The organism is Legionella antarctica (genome assembly GCF_011764505.1).
GTDB classification, from domain to species: Bacteria; Pseudomonadota; Gammaproteobacteria; order Legionellales; family Legionellaceae; genus Legionella; species Legionella antarctica.
On sequence record NZ_AP022839.1, the window covers coordinates 492,895 to 518,736 of the forward strand.

Below are 25,842 nucleotides of genomic sequence, written 5' to 3' on the forward strand. Positions count from 1 at the left end.
AAGATAATACCATATATTACAATCATACTACGGCCTCATTTAAAGTGAACCCATTTAAGATCCCCGGGGTAAAGGGATTAATCTGGTTATTGGTTTTTAATAAGTATCGACCGGAGTTACTATTTACTTCAAATAGGATTTGTAAACTGGAACTGTCTTGTTCATCTACCAAAACATTAACCTTCTCAAGTAGTTTAAATAGAGCCCAAGTGCCTTGTTCGGCGAGCTCGTAGTGGTTTCCCTCAATAGAATTCAGGGACAATCTGGCATTGTTTTGTGGCCAGGTAAAACGAATAAATGAATCGCTTCCTTGGGTATCAGTCAATTTTTTCTCGCCAATCTCAAGATTTAAACTGGCGACAACAGGATCAAGGCTTATTTTTTGTAAGCTGAAATCAATCTTACTTTTATCACCATGATCTGGAAAAAACATATTGGTTATAATATTGGCACGTATAATTTCATCAAGCGTTTCTGTCGAGATAGGCAAAACAAAATCATTAACAGCTTTAGGCTTCCATTCGGCACTTGAAACATCCAGGAAGGGTTTTATATAGTGTTCACTAAACGTATTTAATACGCCATGGGTTGCAAAAAAACGGTTGAAATCAACGATCGAAATTTCTTCTTGCTTAGATGAGTCAAAAGGATAGCGTTTGGCTATGGTGTTTTGGAATTCCCGGTAAACTGTCTGTTGCCATTGTTGGTTGATATACTGGCGGCTGTCTTTAATCAGAATAATCCAGGTATCCCCTGCTATTTGTTTAGTCCATGAGCTTAAAGGCTCTGGTAACTGGCGTGCCTGGCCGAAGAGTAAACTGAGCGGATCAGAAGAATTTTCATTAATAAATCGTGATTTGGTAATGGTAAATGCTGTTTTCCCTCCATCATTGATTACAGATAATGTGGAAATAAACTGCTCCAATTCTGCCATTTTGATGCTTAACTCTCTAGTGCTGGATTGACTCATAAGATTTAAATCAGTAAATTTATTTGCAATAAACTGATTAAAGGTAGAGAGGTTGTCGCTTAAATCGGGCTTTGTTTCCTGCTGTATTAAATTCACTAATATATTGATAGCGTTGGATTGTTGCAGCAGCTGAGTTACTTGTTTTCCTTGCTGATAGTCTTGATAATGTACCGGCTGTGACTTGCGCATAAAAGTTTGCCACCAGGTTACATAATCAAAACAGTACGCCTGGGTTAACATATTTTGTAATTGCGATAAGTCCTGGCGAGCAAGTACCCAATTTTCTGTTTGTAAGGTGCTGCTGATTTTAGGAATATCCTGCATGACTTCTAGAAAGCCAGTTTTTGTAAAATAAACAGGTAATTCATCAGTTGCCAGATTAAATCCTTGAATAGTAATTTTTTGTTTATTTAAAGGAAAGAATTCTTTCGCTATGGAATAATATAGGTAACTGGTGGGGAGTGCATTTAAATAATTTCTGGCATCGCTAATTATTTGTTGTTTAACAAGTACACCTTGTAAAGGTTTGCTTAAGGCATGTGTTAGCAGAGTCAGTTGGTTTTGGGAGCGATTAGCTGGCTCTCCTTTCCATTGATTTGTAAACCAATTCTGAACTTCCGTTGCAACCAAATGCTCAGGCTGAGCAAGCATCAAGTATATTTTAAGCGCTTTATAGCGAACTATAGGAGTATTACTGGGATTAGTAATGGCTTGTTCCAACTCATTCGTTAAAGAAGGTATAAATTCACCTTGTAAACGATTCTGGGTGTTATGTTGGAGATTTAATTTTAATTGATGAACGGTAGGAAGTGATATGGAGTTACTCGAAATGTGGTCAACTTTATTTGCAGCTTTTGATAAATGATAGAGGGCTTGAGCTCTACTGTTCCCCTGACTATTCAGTGCATCATAAACAAGTAACTCTTTGCTTGCTTCGTCCAATAAATGAGCTGTTTTGTAATGATTATAACTTAGAACGAGCAAACTAACTCCTGCGATGCTTGCGACAATTGCAATTAGCGGTTTTTGAGAAAATTTTCTTAGCTGAGGCACCTGGCTGCATTGTTCTTGTATTTTTTTTAAAGCACCTTCAACAAAGTATGCTCTAAAGTTAGTTGCTTGAGGAAATGTGTCCTGCACGACTAGCGCATATTCATGCTGAATTTTCTTATTCAATCGGTCAATACTTACTCCACCTTGCTCAGCGCTGGTAAAATAAATGGAGTGCAGATGAAACAGTTTTGTAGAAACACCTTGAATCAAAGCTTGAACTGGTGCACGTAAACTGGCTAATTGAAGAGGAAATTCGCGTATTAAACTGCGCTTAATAGTGGATCGTGCGGGATGCATTTTATTAATGACCTGCTGGGCGAGAACTTCGATTAACTGATTAAATTGAACCTTGTATGCTTCAATTTTTTTGTGTGACTGATTCATGCAATCCAAAGAAAACCCCAGAGGTTTAGATAAATCGGTAACATGATCCATTTGACAAAACTCAGTAAAACCTGCCAAAGTATCCATTTTAGTAAATACAATTGCTAACTCAGCTTGATAGCCCAAATTAGAGCCTAAACGATCCAGTAATTGTAAATGAGCCTTTTTTTGTTCTGTAAACTGGGTGGGTTCAGATATCAACAGATCATTTACATCCATACACAAGATGAGTCCGGTGATTTGGAGGTGGCGGTTGCATCGATTTAGTTGTTTTAGCGTATTCTGTAATAATGTTTTGCTGTTAGTAAGCCAGGTTTCACCAAGTTCGACAAGGATACCTTGCTGATTAAAATAAATTTTTGCATGTTGCTCACTAAAGACAGGCATCTCTTCCATGTTACTCTGTTTTAAAAGAGCTGATTTACCCTGTTCATTTTTACCTGTAACTACAATAAACGACAGCTGATTCACCTGGGGCTTTAGTTGAGATAGTATTTTTTTAATAGCATCACATAATGCCCGTAAAGAATTGTCCATTAGTTATCCAGCATTGCAAGTTGGGTATGTCCAAATAAAACGGATTTAGCTTTATTTTCCAATAATATCTGACTGGTCAAGAAAGCACAAACTACGATACTCGCAGCGATCATTGTACACACTATGGCTGCTTTATAATTTTTCTTAATTGTTTTAGGTATGGGGTTTTCGTTAAATAACCGATGGGGTTTATTAAAACGATATTGCTGGATTATTTGATATAAATCTTCAATAGTATTGTCAAGAACCTGTCGCCCATCCGCCTTCAAATGATATTCCCCTTCAAAGCCTGCAATAAGACAAAAATAGATTAGTTCTATTAAATCAAGGGACTGATTAGGTCTTTCTCTAAGGTAATTAAGAATTTCAAAAAAACGCTGTTGGGGTTGAGCCCCATCACTGGTTAAGGGAGTAAAGGATTTAAATTCTGCAGCCAGGTTATATATACGCAGATAGCTTTTTCCAAGTATTTCATCGATGGTCGCAGAGAGAATATAGTGAGCAATGCTCGTCAGATCTGCGGGATATTTAGAGGCCGCGAGTTTACTGTGAAAAGCCCTCAGTTCATGGTCAATGTTCTCCCTTATGTTTTCAATGGGAGGTAACGATGGACTCAAACAGAGCCTTTCTAATAAAGACAACAATGGTCCTGCTGCTGCGACCAGGGTATTTGTTGTAAAAGGGGTAATGAATAATTTGGAACGATAGTATCCTTGCGGTGCTAATGGAGTACCGGAAATAGCAAGACGACTGACAAGTGAGGTCGAATAGTGTTCAGTTGTCATTTATTTGCTCCAAATGATTTTTTATTGCGCACAACTGCATTGACAAAAGCTTTAAATTAAAAAGAAGATGATATGTTATATACCGCTTTTTGTTCAAGTGAGTCAAGTCCTCATTTCGTATCAATTCAGAGCATAATTGAGGCTAGTGTTTAAAATGACGCGTACCAGTGAATACCATGACCAGACCATGTTCTTCCGCACATGCAATTATTTGTTCGTCCCGGATTGAACCTCCTGGCTGGATAATGGCTGTAATACCTGCTTGTGCTGCGATTTCAATTGTATCAGTAAACGGAATAAAGGCATCGGAAGCCATCGCCGCATCCGTAGGGCTAAATCCCATTTGCTGCATTTGCAAAAGGCCAATACGTGCACTCATCACCCTGCTGGTTTGACCCCCACCGATTCCGATAGTCGCGGAATCTTTAGCATAAACGATAGCGTTAGATTTCACATGTTTTGCTGCTACCCAGGCAAAGATTAGATCATTCATTTGTTGTTCTGAGGGTTTTTTTGAGGTAACAGTTTTTAAGTCGCATGTGACAAGAGAAAGAGAGTCGTGTTCCTGGACCAATAAACCTCCGTCTACTTTTCTCATATTTAATCTAAATACGTTATCTTGTTGCCAGACTCCTGTACTCAGTACACGAATGTTTTCTTTATTAGCAAGAATTTTTTTTGCTTCTTCGCTAATGCCTGGGGCTATAATGACTTCGACAAATTGTTTTTCAAGTATGGTACTGGCTGTATCTGCCTGTAACGTTTGATTAAAGGCAATAATTCCTCCATAAGCGGATGCAGGATCACTTTGAAAAGCCTTTAGGTAAGCATTTAAAGTTGTGTCACTCAAGGCTATCCCACAGGGATTGGCATGTTTTACAATGACGCAAACGGGTGTATTGTTTGGATAGGATTTAACACAATCAAGTGCAGCATCCGCATCCAAAATATTGTTGTATGACAAGTGCTTGCCCTGAACTAAATGGGCCGAACCCAGAGAGCCGGGTGCATTATTTTTATCAGCATAAAAAATGGCCTGTTGATGTGGATTTTCTCCATAGCGAAGATCACTTATTTTAATGAATTGGCATGTAAGCACATCAGGGAACCCACTTGGGGTATAATCATCATCCAGAGTGGTCAGATAATTGGCTATTGCTGCGTCATAAGCTGCAATCTGGACAAACGCTTTTTTTGCCAGGGTAAATTTCCAGTCAGAGGGTGCTTTTTTAGTTTGCAGATATTGCATGAGTTCGGAATAATCATCAGGAGTAACCACAACATAGGTATGGGCATAATTTTTTGCTGCCGAGCGGACCATGGCTGGGCCACCAATATCAATATTCTCAATGGCATTGTTGAAGTCACAGTCGGGTTTACTTATAACTTGTTCAAAGGGATATAAGTTTACTATGAGTAAATCAATAGGCTGTATGGCATGTTGTTCCAAGGTTTTGCTGTCATGTTGCCCTCGAGCTAACAACCCTGCGTGAATCGCTGGGTGAAGTGTTTTGACCCGACCATCCATCATTTCAGGAAAACCAGTACATTCGCTGACATCGGTTACAGGTAGTCCGTGTTCTTTAAGTAAGGCTGCAGTATTACCTGTTGCAATTAACTCTACACCCTGTTGATGCAGAGCTTGGGCAAGTTTGTTGATGCCCCTTTTATCGGACACGCTAAGTAATGCTCTTCGTGGCTTAAAAGAAACCAGTTGTTTAGCCATAATAATATGCCTTAGTAAAGATAATTACGCTCGTATAAAAACTAATAGAGCCCACCCATCACGAATTTCAGTAGAAATGGGGGTGAATGTCGTTTGGTAAGCATCGATAAGGAATGGGGCTTGTTCTTCGAGTAAGCCGGATACGACCAAGTATGCATCGTTATAGAGCAATTGGTGAAAACGATCTTTTAATGAGATTAATGGAGCTAATAAGATATTGGCGATAATTAAGTCTACAGGATCCTGTAAAGATTCGGGCATGCTTATAAACAACTGCTTATTAATATTGTTTGTGATAGCATTGTTTTGGGTGGCTAATAACGCTTGATTATCAATATCCACTGAATGAACACCTTTGGCACCTAATTTTAATGCCGCCAAAGAGAGAATTCCCGATCCACAGCCATAATCAATAACTGATTTATTATGGAGATCTGCTTGTTCCAGCCAGGTTAAACATAATGAGGTTGTTGGGTGCGTTCCCGTACCAAAAGCTAATCCAGGATCCAGCATTAAGTTCACGGCCTCAGGTTCGGGGGGAGTCGACCATGTAGGACATATCCAAAGCCGTTTGCCAAAGCGTTGTGGTTTAAAGTCATCCATCCAGGCTCTTTCCCAATCCTTGTCAGCCAGGATTTCCAAATTAAATTCTAATTGCGGCCTGGTTAGAGCTAATTGTGTTTTAGTGTGCTGGGCTTGTGGAGCTTGTGCAAACAAGGCGTGAATGATGACCTCTGGCCATAAGGGAGTAGTACCGGGTTCTGGTTCAAGAACAGGATTGTCATTTCTATCAGTAAGCATGATAGATAATGCACCAAACTCCTCCAATTCTTCGCTAATTGGTTCTACCTCTTCACTTGGACAATGTTCTATTTTTAATTGAAACCACACAGTATTAATCCTTCAGGATTTTTTCTAAATAATGGATATTAGTACCGCCGTCGATAAAGGATTTGTCATGGAGAATGCGTTGATGTAGTTCAATATTGGTTTTTATACCATCAATAATAATTTCATCGAGGGCATTTCGCATTCTGGCAATAGCCTCAGCACGATTTTCGCCATAACTAATGAGTTTGCCTATCATTGAATCATAATTTGGGGGGACGGTATAACTGCTGTAAATATGAGAATCAAAACGGATCCCTGGCCCGCCTGGTTGATGTAACAATTTTATCGTTCCTGGAGAAGGCATAAATGTTTTTGCATCTTCTGCATTAATTCTACATTCAATGGCATGTCCGCGAAATGTGATGTGATCCTGAGTTAATCCAAGAGGAATATCACTGGCAATTTTGATTTGTTCTTTAATCAAATCGAGACCGGTAATCATTTCCGTTACAGGATGCTCCACCTGAATACGCGTATTCATCTCAATGAAATAAAAACAACCGTCCTGATACAAGAACTCAAAGGTTCCCGCTCCACGGTATTGCAAATCGCTACAGGCTTTGATTACAGAGTCACCAATTTTATTTCTTAATTCAGCGGTAATTCCTGGCGCTGGAGCTTCTTCTACAACTTTTTGATGGCGTCTTTGCATGGAGCAATCACGCTCACCTAAATGGATGGCATGACCTTTGCCATCTCCAAGCACTTGAAATTCAATGTGCCTTGGGTTTTCCAGGAATTTCTCCATGTACACAATTGGGTTATTAAACGCAGCTTTAGCTTCACTTCGAGTAAGTGCTATGGAACTCAACAAATTAGATTCGGTGTGTACCACACGCATACCACGCCCACCGCCGCCACCAGCCGCTTTGATAATGACCGGGTAACCAACTTTACGGCCTATTTCCAGATTGAGACTGTCATCATCACCTAAAGGGCCGTCTGAGCCAGGAACACATGGCACACCTGCTTGTTTCATTGCAGCTATGGCAGATACCTTATCACCCATCAGGCGGATGGTGTCGCCTCTTGGACCGATAAATCGAAAGCCACTTTGTTCTACTATGTCTGCAAAGTCAGCATTTTCGGATAGGAACCCATAACCAGGATGAATGGCTACAGCATCTGTAATTTCAGCAGCAGAAATAATGGCGGGGATATTGAGATAACTTTTTTGTGCAGGGGCTGGTCCTATGCAAACGGTTTCATCAGCTAGACGAACATGCAACAAATCTTTGTCGATATCAGAATGAACAGCGACAGTCTGAATGCCGAGTTCCTTACAAGCACGTAATATACGCAGTGCTATTTCACCTCTATTTGCAATAACAATTTTACTGAGCATAGACACTTATCCCTATTCTATAATAAATAAAATTTGGTCATACTCAACAGGCTCGCCATTTTTAACTAATATATCTATGACTTTACCTGCACGATCGGATTCAATTTCATTGAACATTTTCATGGCTTCAACGATACACAAGGTATCGCCAACTTTAACTGATTGACCAATGGTTACAAATGCAGGCGTCTCAGGAGATGGCGAAGTATACATCGTTCCAACCATAGGGGAGCGAATTTTATGCCCTGAAGCTATAGGCACCGCTGGCTTATTCTCATGATGGGCAGGGATCGTATTGTTGGGTTCAGGATTAGATGCAGGTTGTTGCGCAGGCGCAGATACATAACGAATTTGTGGTGCTTCCATCGAAACACTACTATGGCGACTTAATCTTAGTGATTCCTCACCTTCTTTAATTTCAATTTCAGAAATGCCGGTTTCTTCCAACAGTTCTATTAGTTTTCTAATTTTTCTGATATCCATTGTTTATTCTCTCTACTTGAATTCTTCAATAATTGCCTGTAATGCTAATAAATACCCTTGGACACCAAGACCACTGATTATGCCTTTGGCAATATCAGAAAAGTAGGATTGGTGGCGAAAGGATTCACGGGAATAAATATTGCTGATATGTACTTCGATAAATGGGATTGCAACAGCAGACAACGCATCACGTATTGCAATACTGGTATGAGTGAATGCTGCAGGGTTCAGTATAATATAATGAACTTTATCAATACTTGCCTGATGAATCGTCTGAATTAAATCACTTTCTGAATTACTTTGGTAGCATGTTAACTGTATTCCTGCTTGGTTGGCTTCTTTTGCTAAATTTGTATTAATTTGAGTTAAGGACGAAGAGCCGTATATGGATGGCTCACGCGCACCTAAGAGGTTTAAATTTGGACCATGTATTACGAGAATTTTTTTCATTAAACTGGTGTTTATTAGGATTTTTGCAGATTTTGCCTCATCTTAAAGAATATGTCCATATATCTGCGAGGATATCGGCAAGATCAGGACAATTTAGCTTCACAGTTTCAGAATTGAGAGTCACTGGATGCCGTCCCTTGCCAATAAAAATGAACTACCCCACAATCTAGAAGATCAATTACAGGTTTGAATGATTCGGATTTGCATAACAACTACCTACAGTGCTGTGGACAAGTCAACGAACGCAGGTATAGGATTATAAAAAAATCCGGATAAAGTATGAATAAACAAAATCCATGGGTGTCCAGTGGTTTGGATTATGATATTGTTTTCAGATACAAAAAATCAGGGATAGCTTTATGGTAAAAACTCTTATAACGGATGTTACTCTGCGTGATGCTCATCAATGTTTGATCGCTACTCGATTACGAACAGAAGATATGTTACCCATATGCAAACAAATGGATGAAGTTGGCTTTTGGGCTATGGAAGTATGGGGTGGGGCGACTTTCGATTCTTGTTTGCGTTTTTTGAAGGAAGATCCCTGGAGTCGACTCCGTCAACTCCGCCATGCTTTGCCTAATACACCTTTATCCATGTTACTTCGCGGTCAGAATTTACTGGGTTATCGGCATTATGCCGATGATGTGGTGAAGACATTTATTCAGCTGGCAGCAAATAATGGCGTAGATGTGTTCCGAGTGTTTGATGCGTTGAATGATGCACGAAATATCAAGGTTGCCATAGAGGCGGTTAAAGCAAATGAAAAACATGCACAAGGTGCAATTTGCTATACCACAAGCCCAGTGCATACTTTAGAGGGTTTCCTGGATTTGGGAAGAACGTTGGCCGATATGGGTTGTGATAGTCTGGCAATTAAAGACATGGCAGGCTTATTAACTCCTGCAGTGACTGTTGAATTATTCACCGGTCTTTCTAAAGCAACAAATTTACCCATTCACTTACATAGTCATGCTACCTCTGGTTTGGCTAATATTTGTCATTATCAGGCAGTTCTTGCTGGATGCCATCATATCGATACGGCCATTTCGTCATTTTCTGGCGGCGCCTCTCACCCGCCCACTGAAGCCTTAGTTGCAGCTCTTGCCGGTAGTGAATATGACACAGAGCTGGATTTGAATTTATTATTGCAAATAGATGACTATTTTAAAACTATTCGTAAAAAGTATTATCAGTTTGAAAGCGAGGCGCGCGATATCGATCCCCGTGTTCAATTCTATCAAGTTCCTGGAGGGATGATATCCAATTTATACAATCAACTTAAAGAACAAAACGCATTGGATAAAATTAATGCAGTCCATCAAGAAATTCCTCGTGTTCGTAAGGATTTGGGATATCCTCCTTTAGTAACCCCCACTTCTCAGATAGTGGGAACGCAAGCCGTAATAAATGTGTTAACCGGGGAGCGCTACAAGACTATAACAAACGAGGTAAAACTTTATTGCCAGGGCAAGTATGGCGCGGCTCCTGGTAAGATAAGTCCTGGCCTGCGTAAAAAAGCAATTGGTCATATCGATGCGATAGAGGTAAGACCTGCTGATTTGTTACCTCATGAATTGAAGCAATTGCAGCAAGAAATTGGTGCACTTGCCTTAAGTGAGGAAGATGTACTTATTTATAGTATGTTTCCTGAAATTGGTCGTCAATTCCTGGAGCAACGTCAAGACGATTCTTTGATCCCTGAACTGTTACTACCTGAAACTACTTCAACGGAAAATAGTGCTCTATCAGAATATGAAATTACGCTTCATGGGGAACATTACCGTGTGAAAGTCGCAGGATTCGGCACTCCTGAACATGGAAAACAATCTTGTTTCTTATGGGTTGATGGCGTTCCAGAAGAGGTCGTGGTTCATCGAGCTGAATTTGAAGACTCTTCCCCCATAGTCGCAGCCAGATCCAGGGGCCCTGGTGATATATCGGTCTCTATGCCAGGAACGGTTATAAAAATTGATGTCACTGTTGGTGAACGGGTAAAGAAAGGACAGACATTATTGGTTCTTGAGGCAATGAAAATGGAAACCGAAATACCAGCACCTGCAGACGGAGTGGTGGGGGAAATAGGGTGTAACAAAGGAGATAAAGTGACGTCAGAGCAAGTATTGATTCGACTCGATTTAAATAATAAAGAAAAACAATGATGGAATTATTAATTTCAAAAAAATTAAAACTATGCTAATTTTGTATGGTTTTAAAAAGATCTATTTGTATTTTATACACTAAAAAATTGGTTCTGTGCCTATATGCAGTTAGAATAATACGATTTCATCGTACTATTTATTAAAACGGGCTGGTACTCAGTGTGGGGATACTTATATTGAGACTAAGCTAAATTTTGGATTGTCCTTAATTCGAAAGCTGATATGGTAGTATTCATTCAGGGTCGTTAAAAATTAATGGATAATATAACACTATGGACACTCCAGGAAGAGTCGTCTCATGCGAATTACGTCTAAGGAGTTACTATCAATGCATCCAAATTATTATCTGTCACCTTTAGCTTTAGCTTTAGCTTTAGGATTAGCATCACCAGTAAAAGCAGCAGCACCTGTGTTTTTACAAAAAGCATCCTTTGCTGAATTAACGCAAAAATTTCAATTGTCTCTACCTGGTGTTATGAAGAGCGCTACTTTTTCTAAGGATAGTTTGCAATTCTTAAGACAACATACAGATAGCAATAAAGTAACTCACGTTCGCATGCAGCAACAATATGCTGGTTTTCCTGTTTTTGGTGGTTATGCCATTATGCACAGTAAACATAGTGCAAAATTGCTTGCTACGGCCCGCGCTGATGTCCAGATGAACGGTATAGTTTATGAGGGCTTAGACGCAGAGTTAGGGCAACCCCAAGCTTCCTTTGTAAATAACGCCGATGTTGCTTTGCAACAGTTTAAAGAAAAATATGCCAATAAACGGGTTAGCGAAGAACAAGTAATGCCCATGGTTTATATAGATGATAAGCATCAAGCACACTGGGCTTATAAAGTCAGCGTATTTGTAAGTCATGATGATAAAATTCCTGAACGCCCAACAGCGATTATTGATGCGCAAACTCATAAGGCCTTTGTTCAATGGAATGATGTGAAAACCGAAAAAGCAGTAGTGAAAGGAACTGGATTTGGCGGAAACGATAAAACAGGCGAATTTCAGTATGGTAAAGAACTGCCTTTACTGGATTTAACTCGGGATACTGATAAGCAAATGTGTTTCATGGAAAACACCGATGTTAAGGTAGTGGACATGTTACATAGATACAGTTCAAAAAATGCTGCAATGAAGTTTTCTTGCAAAACCACCCCTGATAATCAGTCTGACACTACTTTTTATACCGGATACTCTTCAGACGGTTACGATAGGGAAAATGGCGCCTCTTCCCCGACTAACGATGCCTTATATGCTGGTTACGTGATTAAACATATGTATCATGATTGGTATGGCCTAGAGGTTTTAACCAAATCTGATGGGTCACCAATGAAATTGGTAATGCGCGTCCATTATGGTGAGGGTTATGAAAATGCTTATTGGGATGGAAAGCAAATGACTTTTGGTGACGGTGATACCATGATGTATCCATTAGTTTCTCTTGGGGTTGGCGGTCATGAAATCAGCCATGGCTTTACTGAGCAGCATTCTGGTTTGGAGTATTTTGGTCAATCTGGCGGAATAAATGAAGCGTTCTCGGATATGGCGGCTCAAGCGGCTGAATTCTATTCAGCCGGAAAAAGTAGCTGGCAAATCGGCTCTGAGATTATGAAAGAAGATAGTGGTTATGATGCTTTGCGCTACATGGACAAACCCAGTCGTGATGGTGAGTCTATTGACACAGCTGATGATTATTATGGTGGTTTGGATGTACATTATTCCAGTGGGGTTTATAACCATTTATTTTACATACTATCCAATCAGCCTGATTGGAGTATCCGGAAGTCATTTGATGTAATGGTAAAAGCCAATATGGATTATTGGACTCCTTATGCCAGCTTTGATGAAGCAGGTTGTGGCGTACTTAGTGCAGCCAAAGATCTGGGATACTCGCTTGATGATGTTAAAAAATCTTTAAGTGATGTAGCAATAGATTATCAAACCTGTCTTATTGATATTAACAGTTAGTTATAACGAAAGATAAAAATCAGTCAGGAGTTTGCAAACAACTTCTGGCTGCTCCATATGAATATGATGCCCCCCATCCAAATGCTTGATTTTCAAATGATCAATCGCTTTTATTCGTCCTTGCATAAGTTTTGAGTTAAATGAAAATCCTTTGCTTGCCCATATTAACAAGGTTGGAGCACTAATTTGCTCTAGGCAAGAAATAATTTGCCTTTCTGTCATACGTAAAGGGGAGGGTACTAATAATCTCCGATCATGTCGCCAGTAAAAAGAACCCTGTTTTTCTATGAGACCTCTTTCGCATAATATTTTAGCAATATCCAGAGAGACGTACCCTTTTAAAGAGCGTGCAAGTGCGGCACTTTCAAATTGACTATACCCTTTGGCCTTTTTAGTATTTGTTTGGGTAAGGTGTTTTAAATAGGCAGATAACTGTTTGCATGCAGTTTTTTCAGGATGAGAAAATGGACCTAAACCTTCAATCAAACTAAGGGATAAAAAACGATCCGGGGCTATTCCGCCTATGATACTTGCTAAGCAGGCCCCCATGGAATGGCCTAATAAATGAACTTTATCTAGTTTTAAGGCATCAATAATTTGAACTACAGTCAATATTCCGTCAATGAAATGGTAATTACTACTTTGAGGGATATGGGAGGAGTGGCCATGACCTGGCCAGTCTACTGCGATAAAATAATAATTATTTTCTAAAAATGGTGCAAGCGGAGCAAAGCTGTTTGCATTATCCAGCCAGCCATGAAGTGCAATAATGGGTGGGTTCTCAGGATGCCCCCAAACTTTGCAGGCAATGGATAAACCAGAGATGTTTAATTCTTTTGTGCTCATTTTAGTGGTGACTGTAGTGAAGACGGTTACTTATTAGCGCATGTGTAGTTAGATAAATCCAGTTATTTAATTGATTTTGTTAGGTAAAAACGCTACTTAATTAGGGTGATGTGTTAATAATAAATCAGGTTAATGCTATGCTTAACAGACACCTGGTAAAGGTACAAAGAAAATGCATAAAGCTGTGAACAGCATATCGCTGATAACATACAACATCCATAAAGGATTTGGTGTGGGCGCAGTGCGTTTTTTACTTCCCGAAATGCGTGCTGCCATTACCGGATTAAATCCAGATTTTGTTTTTTTACAAGAAGTGCAGGGGAAACATAGGAGAAGAGCAAAACGAATAGACTCCTGGCCGGAAGCTCCTCAATTTGAATATATTGCTGAAAACATATGGCCGCATTATATTTACGCCAAAAATGCGGTATATCAATCTGGACATCATGGAAATGCTATTTTAAGTAAATATCCTTTTGACAGTTTTGAGAATATAAATCTATCAAATATTAACAGAGCTTCCAGAGGAATATTACACAGCCAGTTGAAAATAGATAACGCCACAATTCATTTATTATGTGTGCATCTGGGGCTTTTTAAGGCAGAGCGTGCTGAACAATGTAAAGCATTAATGAAACGCATCAAAGATGTGGTTCCTCAAGATGAGCCGTTGTTAATGGCTGGTGACTTTAACGATTGGCGTACAATTATTTCCAAAACTCTGGCTGATGATTTGAATATAGAAGAAGCTTTTGTCACGGTTGAGGGACAGCATGCCCGTTCTTTTCCGGCAATCAGACCTGCATTATGTGTCGATCGAGTCTATTTCCGGGGGATGAAAGTACAAGCGGTTGCCTGTTTGCATGGTAAACCCTGGCGTATGTTATCCGATCATTTACCTTTATATGCCCGTTTTGAGTTGCTATAATGTTCGCAAGCCTCTCGTCAGTTTTCAATCCAGCTCAAATCATGGTTCACAATAACACCTATCCCGTTGTCTCTATGAAGATGTTCTGTCAGTAATCGATATGACGTATGTTCATCAAGCTCATTCATGGATTTATCTAAAGTAAGAAAATGTGGACTACACATCATTCCGGAACCATCTGATTGTGCTATAATAAGTCATTATGTTGATAATTAGAGCATAGATTGTCTTTAATGCTTAAAAAATTATATAAAAATAAATTTTTTAGAAAGATACTTGCATGGAGGGCACTTTTTTATTTTGTTGAAAAATCACCGAATGAAATCAACACGATAAAGTATCTGTACTTTTTGTCAGACTCTAACAAAATAAGAAAAAATAAAATGGTATCCTCTATGAAAGCCGATGAGCATTGTCGCGCGTTAATTGATGGGCGCAGAAGGCTGGAATGTTTTTCGGATACAACTCAATTAAAAAATTGCAATGAAAATACACTTGGATTTTTATACGCAAAACATCTGGAAGAAAATAACATAATTGAAGTAGTTCCAATGAATCAAAGGATATTCAGCGATTATCAATATATTGTGCATCCTATTATTACTACGCATGATATTTACCATGTCGTGCTGGGGAGAGGTGTAAGCTTTAATGATGAAGGCGCGGTAGCTGCTTTCACGGTGGCCCAGATACCACACTATATGCCAGCAAACTTCCACATTGCAGCTGGCATTTTAAGAGTGGTCTGTAAGGAAGATTTCGATTTATCCGTGTCTTACAGTGTCATGTATGATGCTGTGATGCAGGGCAGAAAAGCCAAGCAGCTATTTTCAGTGAACTGGGATGAATGGATAAATACAGATATTATGGAGCTGCGTGCATTTTTAAATATTGATAGGTTTGATTGATAGCCATCGTTTCAATCAATTTTTAAATCCGGTTCTAAGAATAAACAAGTCAAAACATGGTAACATCTCATGCGCAATTTTCTTGTGAGGAAGTGGGCGCAGAGAATTAAGGATATGTGTTAACTATGGGGCCTGTTAGATATAGGCCTGCCCTATAGGAGCAGGCCATTAATTTGGGATTTATTCCAGAGTGCTCTCATAGTCACCAAAACATGCCATGCTGTTTAGGCGAGCACGTTTTAGTAATGCATCTTGAGCGCGGCTATTATTTTCTTTCTTCCCACCCCAAGCTTTTAAACAATCTTCTTGCAAGGCTCTGCCAAAAGAAAAACTTAATAACCAGGGTTGATCTCCAATAGTATTCATGGCATTGAGATTAGCTGTGGCTTGTTGTGGCGATTGTCCGCCAGACAAGAAATTAATGGTTGGAACAGATGCAGGTACATTATTGCGGAATACGCTAATAGTGTAGTCGGCTACTTCATCTGGCTCGCTAAAAGGTGTTGTCTCTTTGCCGCAAGTCACCATGCTTGGCTTTAGTATAATATGTTCTAGCTCAACCTGATGGATAAATAAAGCATGGAATAATTCGTGTAAGATCATTTCACTTACTTCAGCACATAGTTCCAGACTGTGGTTACCATCCATCAGAACTTCGGGTTCAACTATAGGAACGATACCTACAGACTGGCATGTTGCGGCATAGCGAGCGAGATTTTCAGCCCCCGCTTTAATCGCTGTGATACTGGGAGCATGTTCTGATATAGAATAGACATTACGCCATTTGGCAAATTTTGCCCCTAGTTTTTTGTATTGAAGCAGGCGATCAGTTAAGCCATCCAAACCTTGAGTGACCTTCTCTTGTTCTGTGTTGGGTAAATCAACTAATCCCTTGTCTACTTTAATCCCAGGAATGATCCCTTTTTTGGCAAATAATTCTGCGATAGGAACTCCATGGTCATCTGTTTGATGGAATGTTTCTTCAAACAAAATGACTCCATTGATATACTGCTCCAGATCAGGCGTGGTAGCGAGCAATAATCTGTAGTCTCTGCGATTTTGTTCCGTGTTTTCAGTACCAATTGTTTCAAATCGTTTGCCTATAGTGCCATTGCTTTCATCTGCAGCTAAAATTCCTTTCCCATTTTCCAGCATATGTTCCATAATTTCTGATAATTCTTCGTAATGCATGATTTGTTGCTCTCCTAATTTAGATTCGGCTGTTATCGGGAAATATATTTTTCACGGATAATTTGTTGCATAGCAAAACCCTGGTCTTTTAAATAGTTAAATGAGTCATCGATCATACCTGGATTCCCACATAAATAAACAACATCTTTTTCAGGATTAAGATTAAGTTCAGGGAATGAGTGCTGAACGTATCCACAGTATTCATTAGCGTGTAACTCATGTGGTAACTCACGACTTAAATGGGCTCTAAAACTTACCTGAGGGTATTTTTGAGCAAAGGCACTGAATTCCTTGGCGTATAGAATTTCATCTCTTTTTTGTACTCCTTGAAGAATGACTACCTCCAGATGTGGATTCTGCTCGATACGCATAGCTAATTCGTTGAGCATCGCTTTGTAAGGTGTTATTCCCGTACTGGTGGCGACTAAAATATAACGTCCCGGAATTTCGTCTTTAAAAATTAATCGACCAAATGGACCGTTAATATAGATTGTATCACCTGGTTTTAAATTAAAGAGTAGTTCGGTACCAGGACCGTTTTCAAAATATCCTGCTGCGAATTCAATTCGATTATCCAGTTTCGGTTCGTTAGCTATACTATAACTACGCTTTAAAGTTTTACCATTGTGTTCAAAATGAATAGTAATAAATTGACCTGGTAAAAAATTAAAGACAGGGGATAATTGGCAACTAAAAACAAAATGTTTCACTTTGGGAGAAATCATGAAAGATTCTATTAAGGTGATAGGAAAGGTATTTACGAGCATGACGAATATCAACTTTTATTATAAAGTGCCTAATATAGGGGAAATATTAGGCATTGCAAGTGCTGAGATAATATAATTAATATATGACTACGATTGATTTTGTAACAATTATAGGCAATGTAAGCCAATCTTTATATCCCATACAAAAACTAATATCGGGAGTCGCTTATCTATTGGGGATTTTATTTTTTTTAACTGCCATTGGCAAATTAAGAAAAATAGGTGATAAAAGAGCCCAATCTTCTTCTCAAGAAAAAATGTTCACGCCCCTGATGTATATGCTGATGGGGGCTATGTTACTCTATTTACCTTCAGTCCTCCATATCATGGCTAACACGGCTTTTGGCGTAGGCAATGTTATATCCTATACCACCTATAATCCAACTGATATTTATAGCTCTATGGGCCTCTTGATTCGAACTGCGGGCATCCTGTGGTTTGTGAGGGGATGTGTTTTGGTTGCCCATGCTAGTGAACCCGGAACTCAGGAAGGACCTAAGGGGTTGGCTTTTATCTTTGCGGGTATCCTGGCCATGAATTTCGATAATACTATTTCAGTAGTCAATTATATTATGAACTCTCTGGTTACTTGGACTGAGGCGATAAAAACCAGTCAAGGATATTAGTAACTATGGGGAGGTTTTGTGTTGTAAAAGATATCAATGAACTATTCTTCCTCACCGCAAATCCTAAGATTGTTCGTTTTAGCAAAATCCAGGATGGATTGATATACTTGAGGGCTTGATTCTTTGAGTTTGGGGTCGAGTAATACGCAATGATATCCTTCACTATTCACGCTAGGTTGAAGTAGTGGAGAGTAATAAATTCGGCTGTTTTTAAAGCTCGCTAGGGAACCACTCATGCGTTCCGCCCAGTCGCGAGGCCTGAATGTTTTACCTTGGGCGGTTATTCCTTCAATAACGATTGTTTTACGGGTGATTGTTTTATTTTCTGGTTCAGACATAATTCCATGCATTTTAAATACAGTATGACAATTATAGCATCATCATGGTCCCTCTGTATGGAGATTTAGCAATTTTGGAGTAATATATTTATAATATACGGTTAAAACTGGTTTTCAATAGTAGTTTTTGTTGCGATTATGTTAGCATATCGATGAATTAGATATTGTGAGGCTTGATAGCGAATGGAAAAAGAAAGTCATTCTGGGATTTATTTGTTGCCCAATTTATTAACAACTGCCAGTTTGTTCGCAGCGTTTTATTCTTTGGTTGCCTCCATGAAGGGGCAATATGAGGCTGCTGTTGTAGCAATGTTCATAGGCATGATAGCTGATGGTTTGGATGGACGAATCGCTCGGCTGACAAATACACAAACTGAGTTTGGCGCCCAATATGATAGTTTGTCAGATATGGTTACATTTGGTGTAGCGCCCTCATTATTGCTCTATAATTTAACTCTAAGCTCTCTAGGGAAGTTGGGCTGGTTAGTTGCGTTTGTTTATACAGCCGCAGTTGCATTACGTCTTGCACGTTTTAACACTCAGCTCGAAACAGCTGACAAAAGATTTTTTCAAGGACTTCCTTGTCCGCCTGCAGCAGCAATAATGGCTTCTTTTGCCTGGCTATGTTATCAAAATGAATGGCAGAATATGTTTGTTTCCATATTAACAGCCGGTTTGGCTTTATGTGGCGCGGTCTTAATGGTCAGTAATTTACGCTATTACAGCTTTAAAGAAATAGACTTCAAAGGAAAGGTACCGTTTTTATATGTATTAGTTATGATCATTTTATTTGTAGCCATAGCTGCAAACCCGGCTATCGTTTTGTTTGCAGGTTTTATTCTGTATGCCTTATCTGGGCCAATACTCACTTTAGTTTATTTACATAAGATGAAAAGAGGACGGGGCAAGAAATAGTTCTACAAAGGCGTAACTACTCACCTTCACCAAAGAAGTTATTGATTAATTGTACTAAAGCCTCATTCATAGCTTCTTCATCTGGCCCGTCAATCTCCAGGGTGAGGTCACTTCCTTTATTGGCCGCAAGCATCATCACACCCATAATGCTTTTTCCATTAACGGTTTGCGAGTCTTTGGTTACATCAATATGACTTTGAAATTTTGCTGCGGTTGAGACAAATTTCGCAGAGGCACGTGCGTGTAAACCTAATTTATTTATTATCTTAATTTGAGTCTTTATCATAACCCGTACAATGTATCACGACTCCTGGGTAAGGTATAGAGGTATTGTGCTTAAAAGGTGGTATTCATCGCTGCATAAGCTGCGATGAATACGGTAAAGAATAACTAATTATTGCCTGTCGTCATCTCGAAGTGCAAGAAGCTTTTCTTTATGCTTTATGAGTTGTCGATTGAGTTTATCAACTAAAGAATCTATAGCCGCATACATATCTTCTGATTCAGAACTTGCGTGTAGTTCTCCTTTAGCAACTAAGACAGTTGCTTCTGCAATTTGTCTTATTTTTTCAACATCAAAGACTACATTAATAGCAGTGATGTGATCAAAATGACGCTCAAGTCTATCGAATTTTTCTTCGGTAAATGCTCTGAGTGCAGGAGTAACATCCAAACGATGTCCAGTGATGTTGATTTGCATAAGGCTCTCCTTTATTGCTAATTAATAATTAATTTCGAATAGCTTTTCGCTCGTTAGATGGGGCAATTCCCAAGCCTTCGCGATATTTTGCTACCGTACGTCTGGCTACTTTAATCCCTTGCGCAGCAATCAACTCGGCAATTTTGCTATCACTCAAGGGTTTCTTTCTATTTTCCGCTAAAATTAACTTTTTTATTACAGCACGGATTGCGGTTGAAGAGCATTCACCCCCGGTATCGGTATTAACATGGCTGGAGAAAAAATATTTGAGTTCAAATACGCCACGAGGTGTATGCATAAATTTTTGGGTAGTCACCCGGGAGATTGTTGATTCATGCATATCCAGTGCAGTAGCTACATCATTTAAAATTAAGGGTTTCATGGCCTCTTCCCCAAACTCAAGGAATCCTTGCTGATATTCGACGATGCATGTAGCTACTTTGAGTAACGTTTCTTGTCGACTTTGAATGCTTTTTAAAAACCAGCGCGCTTCTTGCAGGTTATTTTTTAAGAATTGATTATCAATACTGTTATCTGCACGTTGAATTAGTGCTGCGTACTGGTTATTGATACTTAAATTGGGAAGTACACTTTGATTCAGATAAACCTTCCATTGATTATCTGTTTTTTTTACAGTGATATCGGGAATAATATATTGTGTTATGTCTTGGTGAATCAAATTGCCTGGCTTGGGATTAAGTCCTTGAATAATTTGAAGGATGTCATCAACTGTTTTTTCATTAATTTGATGATTTTTCATTAATTGTCGATAGTTATGTTGTCCTAACAAATCAATATCTTCAATAATGATTTTTTTGGCTATTGCCAAATGAGCAGTGTTTAAAGGAAGTTGTTCCAGTTGAACGAGAAGTGTTTCTGCCAAGTTTGCAGAGCCACAACCAACAGGATCAAAAAGCTGTAGTCTATGTCTTACTGCCTCTATCTCTTCCAGGTCGAGGGGGAAATCCTCGCTGTTTAAGCTTGTGTATAATTCACTTACAGGTATGGTGAGAAAGCCATCATCATTAATGGCATCTATAATTGTAGTGGCGATTACTCTATCTATATCGCTCATAGGCGAGAGATCAAGCTGCCAGTGTAAGTGGTCTTGTAAGTTAGTGGTGGTGCAGTGTAAATTATCAAAATTATAATCGTTATCTTCATAATTATTGCGTTTGCTCAGATTATTATAGAGTTGTGACCATTGAAAATCAGCAAACTCGTCATTATGTTGCTGTTGACTTTCAGTTGGATGTTCTTCTTTATCTTCACTGGGTGTTGCTTCAAGCATAGGATTAGATTCAACCAGCAGTTGAATTTCCTGCTGTAAGTCTATGGTTGATAACTGCAAGAGTCTTATTGCTTGCTGTAGCTGTGGGGTTAGCGTTAAATGTTGACCAATACTGAGCTGCAATGATGGTTTCATTCAAATCCTCTTTGTTTTCACTGCTATTATTTATCAGTTTAAACGATCCATGAGGATTATCCAGTATTTACAAGGGTAAATTTGAATTTAACAGAGAGTAAATTTTTATTTTTTAACAAGAATAAGGGGTTGAAGTATTGAATAGGAACGAAGTCTTTATTTTAGCTAAATATGAAGAAATAAGCCCCAAATTATTTAGGGCTTATTTAATTATTTTACTTTTTTCTCTTTAAAAAGCACATGCTTACGTACTCTTGGATCGTACATCATAAGCTCCATCTTTTCAGGATGGTTACGTGGGTTTTTAGTAGTGGTTTTATAGTATCCAGTTCCTGCTGTGGATTCCATTTTCACTTTTACAGTAACAGCTGCCATGGCTTATCCCCTTGAATTATACTTTTTCGCCGTTAGCTCTGATTTTATCCAGAACTGCTTTTATGCCTAATTTGTCTATAATACGCATACCTTTGGTAGTGAGTTTCAATGTGACAAATCGGTTTTCTTCTTCAACCCAGAACTTATGGTTCTGAATGTTAGGCAGAAAGCGTCTTTTAGTTTTATTGTTAGCGTGCGACACTTTATTACCAGTCATGGGTCGCTTGCCAGTTACCTGACATACTCTAGACATTGTGTTACTCCAAAATAAGTTTTATATCGTGTTCGTCTTTGTAAAAATTCGGGGCTTTCGTTAAACAAAATAGCCGGATGTGTAATACAAGAGCGGTTTTATAACAAAAAAACTCAAATATTGCAATATTTTTACGTTGCTTTCCTAAGAAAGATGCTCATCAAGGAAAAATAAGAAATACCGAAAGGCATAATTTATCAAATAATTGCTCCATATGGAAGCTTGGGTATGATAATAAACCGGAACGGGTGGCGGGTTTTAGTTAAAGACAATAATGACAGCAAAATAGCCTATCAATTTTTATCCTTTAAAGGTATATCGGCAGTTATACATTGAGAACATTGTTATTTTACAGCGATCTATTAATTTCGTTCTGGGTTTTCGTAAGTCCTGCGTTAATGTGCTTATAAATAGACTTGCTCCATCAAGAAGCAAGTCTATATCCATGTAGTGCTAAACAGTAAAGCGAATCCCCCGACACCCATGTTGTAGTGTTGATCCCCTAACTTTGCATTCCAACTGCTAGTTGGTACGTGAGTCGGATAAACTGTAGAGCCATCGATATTCGGCAAAGAGACTTAAATGTTCACTAAAGGCAAAATTCAATCCAACCTTAGTTGGAGCAGCAAAAGTGGCTACCGTATCATTGGGATTACTATTATAGTGATTCATATTTGCTTCAAACGGAGCCGTTTGTAATAAATCTGCATTTGAGATGGATAAAACAGCTGCACCAATTAATTCAATAGCAGGTGACAAACTGGTTTGATCATTGAGTGCGTTTAAAACATACCTCCCATTGATAACCAACGTGTCCACCAATAATTCCAACATTTCGACTGTTTGAATGGCCAAAGGCATTTACGGCTAAAGGACCACCACTTTCTTCGGGAGGAAAAGCGGTGCCATACTGGCTAATGTTTAGTTGGTTGGATGATCCCCCCCGCCAAAAATACTGAAGTAAACCTTTTCAGTGGCTGTGACTTGAGCCGGTCCCATTGCACTCGCCCGTATTTGAGCACTAATTAAAGCTAATAAAGCACCTAAAAGTGAAGCAGAGTAATTTGTACTATTTAATTTCATTCAAGATCTCCTTTTGATAATTTTAACCCCAGTAAAACCTACAGAATTGCTCTATCAAAGCGCAACGATTTTATCTACAGGACTTACCAATTTTTATCACTTCATAAATCAGCTTAACTTGGTCAGTAATTTATTTTGTTGATGGGTATGTGTTTTGCTCCATATGGGCATTACCTCTTCGTTAGTCCTGTATCCTTTAGTCATAAAAGCTCGATGACAAAGTACATCCTGGACTAGTACTTCATAAGAATGTGACAAATTTGTCAGCAAATAGGGCGCTAAAAAAAATTCATTATCCATTACACAGTTCTTTAGTAGAAACTTTAAGCAAAACCAGTATAATTTAGGGCTTTGAAATTTGAGTAATTATCATGCAACGTCGGATTAAAAGTTATGTTTTACGTGCCGGGCGAGTGAGTAACCGACAGCAGCAAGGGTTAGATCTTTGGCTTAAGGATTATGAATTGGTGATCTGTGATGAGCCTTGGTCTTTTTTAAAGGAATTTGGTCGCACTGCTGAAACAGTGGTTGAAATCGGTTTTGGTATGGGGACTTCTTTGTTACGCATGGCTAAAGACAATCCGCAACTGAACTACATTGGTATTGAAGTTCACCAGGCAGGGGTGGGAAGTCTGGTAGCTGATTTGCGTGAGTATCAGTTATCTAACGTACGGATAGTGGCTCATGACGCTGTGGAAGTATTTCAAACTCAACTGGAGGATAACTCCTTAGGGGGAGTGCAGATTTTTTTCCCCGATCCCTGGCATAAAAAACGTCATCATAAAAGACGTTTGATTCAACCTGATTTTATCCACTTACTAGTTAAAAAAATCAAGCAAGGTGGTTTTATTCACTGTGCTACTGACTGGCAAGGATATGCTGAGCATATGTTAGAAGTATTATCTGAAGAACAGGCTTTAGATAATCAACAATTAACTGGGGGCTATTCACCAAGACCTGAGTCAAGACCCCTTACCAAATTTGAACAGCGCGGGGAACGCTTAGGGCATGGCGTATGGGATTTAATTTTCATTAAAAAATAGAAAAAAGGACTGATTAGAACAGTATCCTTAAGAATATTTATTCGGTAAATTAATACCGGACGTAACCCAAAAGGAAGTAATATCATGGATTTTACAACTGAGATGAATGAAGCAATAAACAGGGGATTAGAGGGTTTTAAACTTTTTATTCGCGATAAAATTAATGAGAATTCAGACTATCTGAGCCAATTTTTTTGGTCACCTCCAGATGGCCTACAAATGACCGTTATCAATTTTTTGGTTTCTGCTCATCATGAGCAAGATGAAGATGCACCAACGAATGAATCTAGGAACGATTTAACTGCATTCATTGATTGTGTATTAGAGTTATCTGAGGATAAAAATGTTGGCGAGCCGTTACATCAAGCAATTTTAGCTGGAAAACTGCAATTAGCATTACATTTGTTAGGTATTGAACGAGGTGTGGAAGAAAAAACCAGCTTCGATGTGGTTACTTTATCAGAACCAGTTAGTACAAAAATTAAAGTCAGTAAATATAATATGGATAGACGAGATAACGAAGGCCGTACCTTATTAGCAATAATTCTAAATATAAAAAACATAGAATTATTAAGAGCAATATTAATGATTAAACCTAACGTTCATGCAACAACCTCCATGACTGATTTTCGGGTGATGTTTCAACCCATACACCAGGCGGTAGTAATGGATTTTGCTGAAGGGGTAAGAATGTTGGCTGCTCAAGGAGCTCAATTGGCTAACCCTCTGGGGCCAATGAAAGATACGCCATTAATCTTGGCTGCTCGTTTAGGTAAAATCACTGCTATGGAGGCTTTGTTAGATTTTCCTGGAGAAAATCTGCTGCTGGAAGCGACAAACAATAATTTCCTCGAAGATACAAAGACTGGTCATACTGCTCTGGAGGAGCTGTGTAATCGTATAGCCAATAGTAAGGAGAAGGTTGACGCAATCCGCGGAGTAGCAATGTTATTGTGCCAAGGAGCAGAACCTCCTGTTGGAGAGGAAATGCGTGAATTATTAAGCAGGAATCGTATTGCTTTATTAAAAGCGATTGATAGTTATCTGGAAAAAAAAACTGAGCTTGTCGATGCTTTTGTAAATCGTTGCCATGTTACTGAAAGCCCTTTGCACAATATAGTCTATGCCGATCATTCATGGGGTAGTTCTATTCGTCATCTATTTGGCAAGCCTAGCGATGCGGCTTTTCTTATTGAAAATATGGTAACTAGAAAATATAACAGGCCATATGTTGAACATTCACATGGAACTCCTCTGTCGTCTGCAACAGCCGAGAGTTTATTAGGAGAAAAAAATTATCTTAAATTATATGCTGAGTTTGTCAGACGCTATACTCAGGCATATGATAGCCAAATATTTACTAACCGTTGGAGTACGATGAGATGGATGATCGCTGAAGGTCGTTGCGATTGGGTAACGGTTGTCAATTATGCGAGAAATCACCCCACAAGTCGCACACGAATTATCTGGGGCGAAATGTTCCACCCCATGCCTAAGCTCCATGAAGATATTGAGGACCGAGTGGATGAAACTTTTGAAGACACCCGTCCTGAAGGCTCTCAAAGGCAATCTGCAATGAACTGATTTCCATAACCCCTTGTGAAATTAGAGAACAAGGGGTGTTTTCTTATTCCAATTAATTTGCATAGTTAAACCTCAAAGCAGTATCTACTTGCTTAAACTCAATA

27 protein-coding genes are annotated in these 25,842 nt (G+C 39.0%); 8 read left to right on the top strand and 19 right to left on the bottom strand.

Annotated features, from left to right (window positions below):
* Positions 1-22: 22 nt before the first annotated feature.
* From icmF to aroQ, 7 genes are all read right to left on the bottom strand, one after another.
* Positions 23-2,944, bottom strand: coding sequence for a type IVB secretion system protein IcmF (gene icmF, locus HRS36_RS02550; protein WP_173236112.1), 2,922 nt, complete (start codon positions 2,942-2,944; stop codon positions 23-25).
* Positions 2,944-3,729 (bottom strand): type IVB secretion system protein IcmH/DotU, encoded by a 786-nt coding sequence (gene icmH, locus HRS36_RS02555; protein ID WP_173236113.1) that lies wholly within the window; start codon positions 3,727-3,729, stop codon positions 2,944-2,946. Before icmH ends, icmF begins: the two co-directional genes overlap by 1 nt.
* A 142-nt stretch (positions 3,730-3,871) precedes the next feature.
* A complete protein-coding gene (purH, locus tag HRS36_RS02560) occupies positions 3,872-5,455 on the bottom strand; it encodes a bifunctional phosphoribosylaminoimidazolecarboxamide formyltransferase/IMP cyclohydrolase (protein WP_173236114.1) in 1,584 nt (527 codons plus the stop codon).
* 24 nt (positions 5,456-5,479) lie between these two features.
* Positions 5,480-6,346: a 50S ribosomal protein L11 methyltransferase gene (gene prmA / locus HRS36_RS02565; RefSeq protein ID WP_173236115.1), complete on the bottom strand. Its 867-nt coding sequence runs from the start codon at positions 6,344-6,346 to the stop codon at positions 5,480-5,482.
* Positions 6,347-6,350: 4 nt separating this feature from the next.
* Complete coding sequence (gene accC, locus HRS36_RS02570) at positions 6,351-7,691, bottom strand: acetyl-CoA carboxylase biotin carboxylase subunit (protein ID WP_173236116.1); 1,341 nt, start codon at positions 7,689-7,691, stop codon at positions 6,351-6,353.
* A 12-nt stretch (positions 7,692-7,703) separates the two neighbouring features.
* The gene (gene accB / locus HRS36_RS02575) at positions 7,704-8,174 is read right to left on the bottom strand and encodes an acetyl-CoA carboxylase biotin carboxyl carrier protein (protein WP_173236117.1); all 471 of its coding nucleotides are present in this window, start codon (positions 8,172-8,174) and stop codon (positions 7,704-7,706) included.
* A gap of 12 nt (positions 8,175-8,186) precedes the next feature.
* Complete coding sequence (aroQ, locus tag HRS36_RS02580) at positions 8,187-8,624, bottom strand: type II 3-dehydroquinate dehydratase (protein WP_173236118.1); 438 nt, start codon at positions 8,622-8,624, stop codon at positions 8,187-8,189.
* A gap of 359 nt (positions 8,625-8,983) precedes the next feature.
* Here aroQ and oadA point away from each other — a divergent pair, with 359 nt between their 5' ends.
* Together oadA and proA are read left to right on the top strand one after the other, a co-directional pair.
* Positions 8,984-10,786 carry a sodium-extruding oxaloacetate decarboxylase subunit alpha gene (gene oadA / locus HRS36_RS02585; protein ID WP_173236119.1) on the top strand — a complete coding sequence of 601 codons (1,803 nt, stop codon included), beginning with the start codon at positions 8,984-8,986 and terminating at the stop codon, positions 10,784-10,786.
* Positions 10,787-11,114: 328 nt separating this feature from the next.
* On the top strand, positions 11,115-12,755 hold the full coding sequence (gene proA / locus HRS36_RS02590; RefSeq protein WP_173236120.1) for a zinc metalloprotease ProA: 1,641 nt from the start codon (positions 11,115-11,117) through the stop codon (positions 12,753-12,755).
* Here the strand turns inward: proA and HRS36_RS02595 are convergent, their stop codons facing one another.
* Positions 12,756-13,601, bottom strand: a complete 846-nt coding sequence (locus HRS36_RS02595; protein ID WP_173236121.1) for an alpha/beta fold hydrolase — start codon at positions 13,599-13,601, stop codon at positions 12,756-12,758.
* Between the two features lie 172 nt (positions 13,602-13,773).
* Here HRS36_RS02595 and HRS36_RS02600 point away from each other — a divergent pair, with 172 nt between their 5' ends.
* A complete protein-coding gene (locus HRS36_RS02600; RefSeq protein WP_173236122.1) occupies positions 13,774-14,529 on the top strand; it encodes an endonuclease/exonuclease/phosphatase family protein in 756 nt (251 codons plus the stop codon).
* 17 nt (positions 14,530-14,546) lie between these two features.
* On the opposite strand, the gene HRS36_RS02605 is transcribed toward HRS36_RS02600, so the two are convergent.
* Positions 14,547-14,696 carry a hypothetical protein gene (locus HRS36_RS02605; RefSeq protein ID WP_173236123.1) on the bottom strand — a complete coding sequence of 50 codons (150 nt, stop codon included), beginning with the start codon at positions 14,694-14,696 and terminating at the stop codon, positions 14,547-14,549.
* Positions 14,697-14,762: 66 nt separating this feature from the next.
* On the opposite strand from HRS36_RS02605, the gene HRS36_RS02610 reads away from it, so the two are divergent.
* Positions 14,763-15,437, top strand: coding sequence for a Coq4 family protein (locus HRS36_RS02610; RefSeq protein WP_173236124.1), 675 nt, complete (start codon positions 14,763-14,765; stop codon positions 15,435-15,437).
* A gap of 180 nt (positions 15,438-15,617) precedes the next feature.
* Here HRS36_RS02610 and HRS36_RS02615 read toward each other — a convergent pair whose 3' ends face one another.
* A complete protein-coding gene (locus HRS36_RS02615; protein WP_173236125.1) occupies positions 15,618-16,628 on the bottom strand; it encodes a class I fructose-bisphosphate aldolase in 1,011 nt (336 codons plus the stop codon).
* Positions 16,629-16,660: 32 nt separating this feature from the next.
* Complete coding sequence (locus HRS36_RS02620; RefSeq protein WP_173236126.1) at positions 16,661-17,395, bottom strand: ferredoxin--NADP reductase; 735 nt, start codon at positions 17,393-17,395, stop codon at positions 16,661-16,663.
* An 83-nt stretch (positions 17,396-17,478) separates the two neighbouring features.
* Here HRS36_RS02620 and HRS36_RS02625 point away from each other — a divergent pair, with 83 nt between their 5' ends.
* Positions 17,479-18,021, top strand: a complete 543-nt coding sequence (locus HRS36_RS02625; protein WP_173236127.1) for a type IV secretion protein IcmC — start codon at positions 17,479-17,481, stop codon at positions 18,019-18,021.
* A 41-nt stretch (positions 18,022-18,062) separates the two neighbouring features.
* On the opposite strand, the gene HRS36_RS02630 is transcribed toward HRS36_RS02625, so the two are convergent.
* Entirely contained in the window at positions 18,063-18,359 is a 297-nt protein-coding gene (locus HRS36_RS02630) for a DUF3579 domain-containing protein (RefSeq protein WP_420814314.1), read from the bottom strand.
* A gap of 183 nt (positions 18,360-18,542) precedes the next feature.
* Here HRS36_RS02630 and pssA point away from each other — a divergent pair, with 183 nt between their 5' ends.
* Positions 18,543-19,274, top strand: a complete 732-nt coding sequence (gene pssA, locus HRS36_RS02635) for a CDP-diacylglycerol--serine O-phosphatidyltransferase (protein WP_173236129.1) — start codon at positions 18,543-18,545, stop codon at positions 19,272-19,274.
* Between the two features lie 16 nt (positions 19,275-19,290).
* Here the strand turns inward: pssA and HRS36_RS02640 are convergent, their stop codons facing one another.
* The 7 genes from HRS36_RS02640 to HRS36_RS02670 form a co-directional block, all read right to left on the bottom strand.
* The gene (locus HRS36_RS02640; protein ID WP_173236130.1) at positions 19,291-19,560 is read right to left on the bottom strand and encodes an HPr family phosphocarrier protein; all 270 of its coding nucleotides are present in this window, start codon (positions 19,558-19,560) and stop codon (positions 19,291-19,293) included.
* 108 nt (positions 19,561-19,668) lie between these two features.
* Positions 19,669-19,974 carry a ribosome hibernation promoting factor gene (gene hpf / locus HRS36_RS02645; protein WP_173236131.1) on the bottom strand — a complete coding sequence of 102 codons (306 nt, stop codon included), beginning with the start codon at positions 19,972-19,974 and terminating at the stop codon, positions 19,669-19,671.
* A 28-nt stretch (positions 19,975-20,002) separates the two neighbouring features.
* The gene (locus HRS36_RS02650) at positions 20,003-21,400 is read right to left on the bottom strand and encodes an RNA polymerase factor sigma-54 (RefSeq protein ID WP_173236132.1); all 1,398 of its coding nucleotides are present in this window, start codon (positions 21,398-21,400) and stop codon (positions 20,003-20,005) included.
* A gap of 210 nt (positions 21,401-21,610) precedes the next feature.
* Positions 21,611-21,775, bottom strand: coding sequence for a 50S ribosomal protein L33 (rpmG, locus tag HRS36_RS02655; protein WP_058533194.1), 165 nt, complete (start codon positions 21,773-21,775; stop codon positions 21,611-21,613).
* Positions 21,776-21,791: 16 nt separating this feature from the next.
* Entirely contained in the window at positions 21,792-22,028 is a 237-nt protein-coding gene (gene rpmB, locus HRS36_RS02660) for a 50S ribosomal protein L28 (RefSeq protein ID WP_173236133.1), read from the bottom strand.
* 522 nt (positions 22,029-22,550) lie between these two features.
* Positions 22,551-22,862, bottom strand: coding sequence for a hypothetical protein (locus HRS36_RS02665; RefSeq protein ID WP_173236134.1), 312 nt, complete (start codon positions 22,860-22,862; stop codon positions 22,551-22,553).
* A gap of 87 nt (positions 22,863-22,949) precedes the next feature.
* Positions 22,950-23,111, bottom strand: a complete 162-nt coding sequence (locus tag HRS36_RS02670; protein WP_173236135.1) for a hypothetical protein — start codon at positions 23,109-23,111, stop codon at positions 22,950-22,952.
* Between the two features lie 371 nt (positions 23,112-23,482).
* Here HRS36_RS02670 and trmB point away from each other — a divergent pair, with 371 nt between their 5' ends.
* Together trmB and ankC are read left to right on the top strand one after the other, a co-directional pair.
* Positions 23,483-24,154, top strand: coding sequence for a tRNA (guanosine(46)-N7)-methyltransferase TrmB (gene trmB, locus HRS36_RS02675; RefSeq protein WP_173236136.1), 672 nt, complete (start codon positions 23,483-23,485; stop codon positions 24,152-24,154).
* An 84-nt stretch (positions 24,155-24,238) separates the two neighbouring features.
* On the top strand, positions 24,239-25,738 hold the full coding sequence (ankC, locus tag HRS36_RS02680) for a Dot/Icm T4SS effector AnkC/LegA12 (RefSeq protein ID WP_226905548.1): 1,500 nt from the start codon (positions 24,239-24,241) through the stop codon (positions 25,736-25,738).
* Positions 25,739-25,842: the final 104 nt, after the last annotated feature.

Bases quoted from the DNA above. Each gene is read 5' to 3' on its own strand.
- icmF (WP_173236112.1), bottom strand. From the start codon at position 2,944: ATGGACAATTCTTTACGGGCATTATGTGATGCTATTAAAAAAATACTA.
- icmH (WP_173236113.1), bottom strand. From the start codon at position 3,729: ATGACAACTGAACACTATTCGACCTCACTTGTCAGTCGTCTTGCTATT.
- purH (WP_173236114.1), bottom strand. From the start codon at position 5,455: ATGGCTAAACAACTGGTTTCTTTTAAGCCACGAAGAGCATTACTTAGC.
- accC (WP_173236116.1), bottom strand. From the start codon at position 7,691: ATGCTCAGTAAAATTGTTATTGCAAATAGAGGTGAAATAGCACTGCGT.
- accB (WP_173236117.1), bottom strand. From the start codon at position 8,174: ATGGATATCAGAAAAATTAGAAAACTAATAGAACTGTTGGAAGAAACC.
- aroQ (WP_173236118.1), bottom strand. From the start codon at position 8,624: ATGAAAAAAATTCTCGTAATACATGGTCCAAATTTAAACCTCTTAGGT.
- oadA (WP_173236119.1), top strand. From the start codon at position 8,984: ATGGTAAAAACTCTTATAACGGATGTTACTCTGCGTGATGCTCATCAA.
- proA (WP_173236120.1), top strand. From the start codon at position 11,115: ATGCATCCAAATTATTATCTGTCACCTTTAGCTTTAGCTTTAGCTTTA.
- HRS36_RS02595 (WP_173236121.1), bottom strand. From the start codon at position 13,601: ATGAGCACAAAAGAATTAAACATCTCTGGTTTATCCATTGCCTGCAAA.
- HRS36_RS02600 (WP_173236122.1), top strand. From the start codon at position 13,774: ATGCATAAAGCTGTGAACAGCATATCGCTGATAACATACAACATCCAT.
- HRS36_RS02605 (WP_173236123.1), bottom strand. From the start codon at position 14,696: ATGATGTGTAGTCCACATTTTCTTACTTTAGATAAATCCATGAATGAG.
- HRS36_RS02610 (WP_173236124.1), top strand. From the start codon at position 14,763: ATGCTTAAAAAATTATATAAAAATAAATTTTTTAGAAAGATACTTGCA.
- HRS36_RS02615 (WP_173236125.1), bottom strand. From the start codon at position 16,628: ATGCATTACGAAGAATTATCAGAAATTATGGAACATATGCTGGAAAAT.
- HRS36_RS02620 (WP_173236126.1), bottom strand. From the start codon at position 17,395: ATGCTCGTAAATACCTTTCCTATCACCTTAATAGAATCTTTCATGATT.
- HRS36_RS02625 (WP_173236127.1), top strand. From the start codon at position 17,479: ATGACTACGATTGATTTTGTAACAATTATAGGCAATGTAAGCCAATCT.
- HRS36_RS02630 (WP_420814314.1), bottom strand. From the start codon at position 18,359: ATGTCTGAACCAGAAAATAAAACAATCACCCGTAAAACAATCGTTATT.
- pssA (WP_173236129.1), top strand. From the start codon at position 18,543: ATGGAAAAAGAAAGTCATTCTGGGATTTATTTGTTGCCCAATTTATTA.
- HRS36_RS02640 (WP_173236130.1), bottom strand. From the start codon at position 19,560: ATGATAAAGACTCAAATTAAGATAATAAATAAATTAGGTTTACACGCA.
- hpf (WP_173236131.1), bottom strand. From the start codon at position 19,974: ATGCAAATCAACATCACTGGACATCGTTTGGATGTTACTCCTGCACTC.
- HRS36_RS02650 (WP_173236132.1), bottom strand. From the start codon at position 21,400: ATGAAACCATCATTGCAGCTCAGTATTGGTCAACATTTAACGCTAACC.
- rpmG (WP_058533194.1), bottom strand. From the start codon at position 21,775: ATGGCAGCTGTTACTGTAAAAGTGAAAATGGAATCCACAGCAGGAACT.
- rpmB (WP_173236133.1), bottom strand. From the start codon at position 22,028: ATGTCTAGAGTATGTCAGGTAACTGGCAAGCGACCCATGACTGGTAAT.
- HRS36_RS02665 (WP_173236134.1), bottom strand. From the start codon at position 22,862: ATGTTGGAATTATTGGTGGACACGTTGGTTATCAATGGGAGGTATGTT.
- HRS36_RS02670 (WP_173236135.1), bottom strand. From the start codon at position 23,111: ATGAAATTAAATAGTACAAATTACTCTGCTTCACTTTTAGGTGCTTTA.
- trmB (WP_173236136.1), top strand. From the start codon at position 23,483: ATGCAACGTCGGATTAAAAGTTATGTTTTACGTGCCGGGCGAGTGAGT.
- ankC (WP_226905548.1), top strand. From the start codon at position 24,239: ATGGATTTTACAACTGAGATGAATGAAGCAATAAACAGGGGATTAGAG.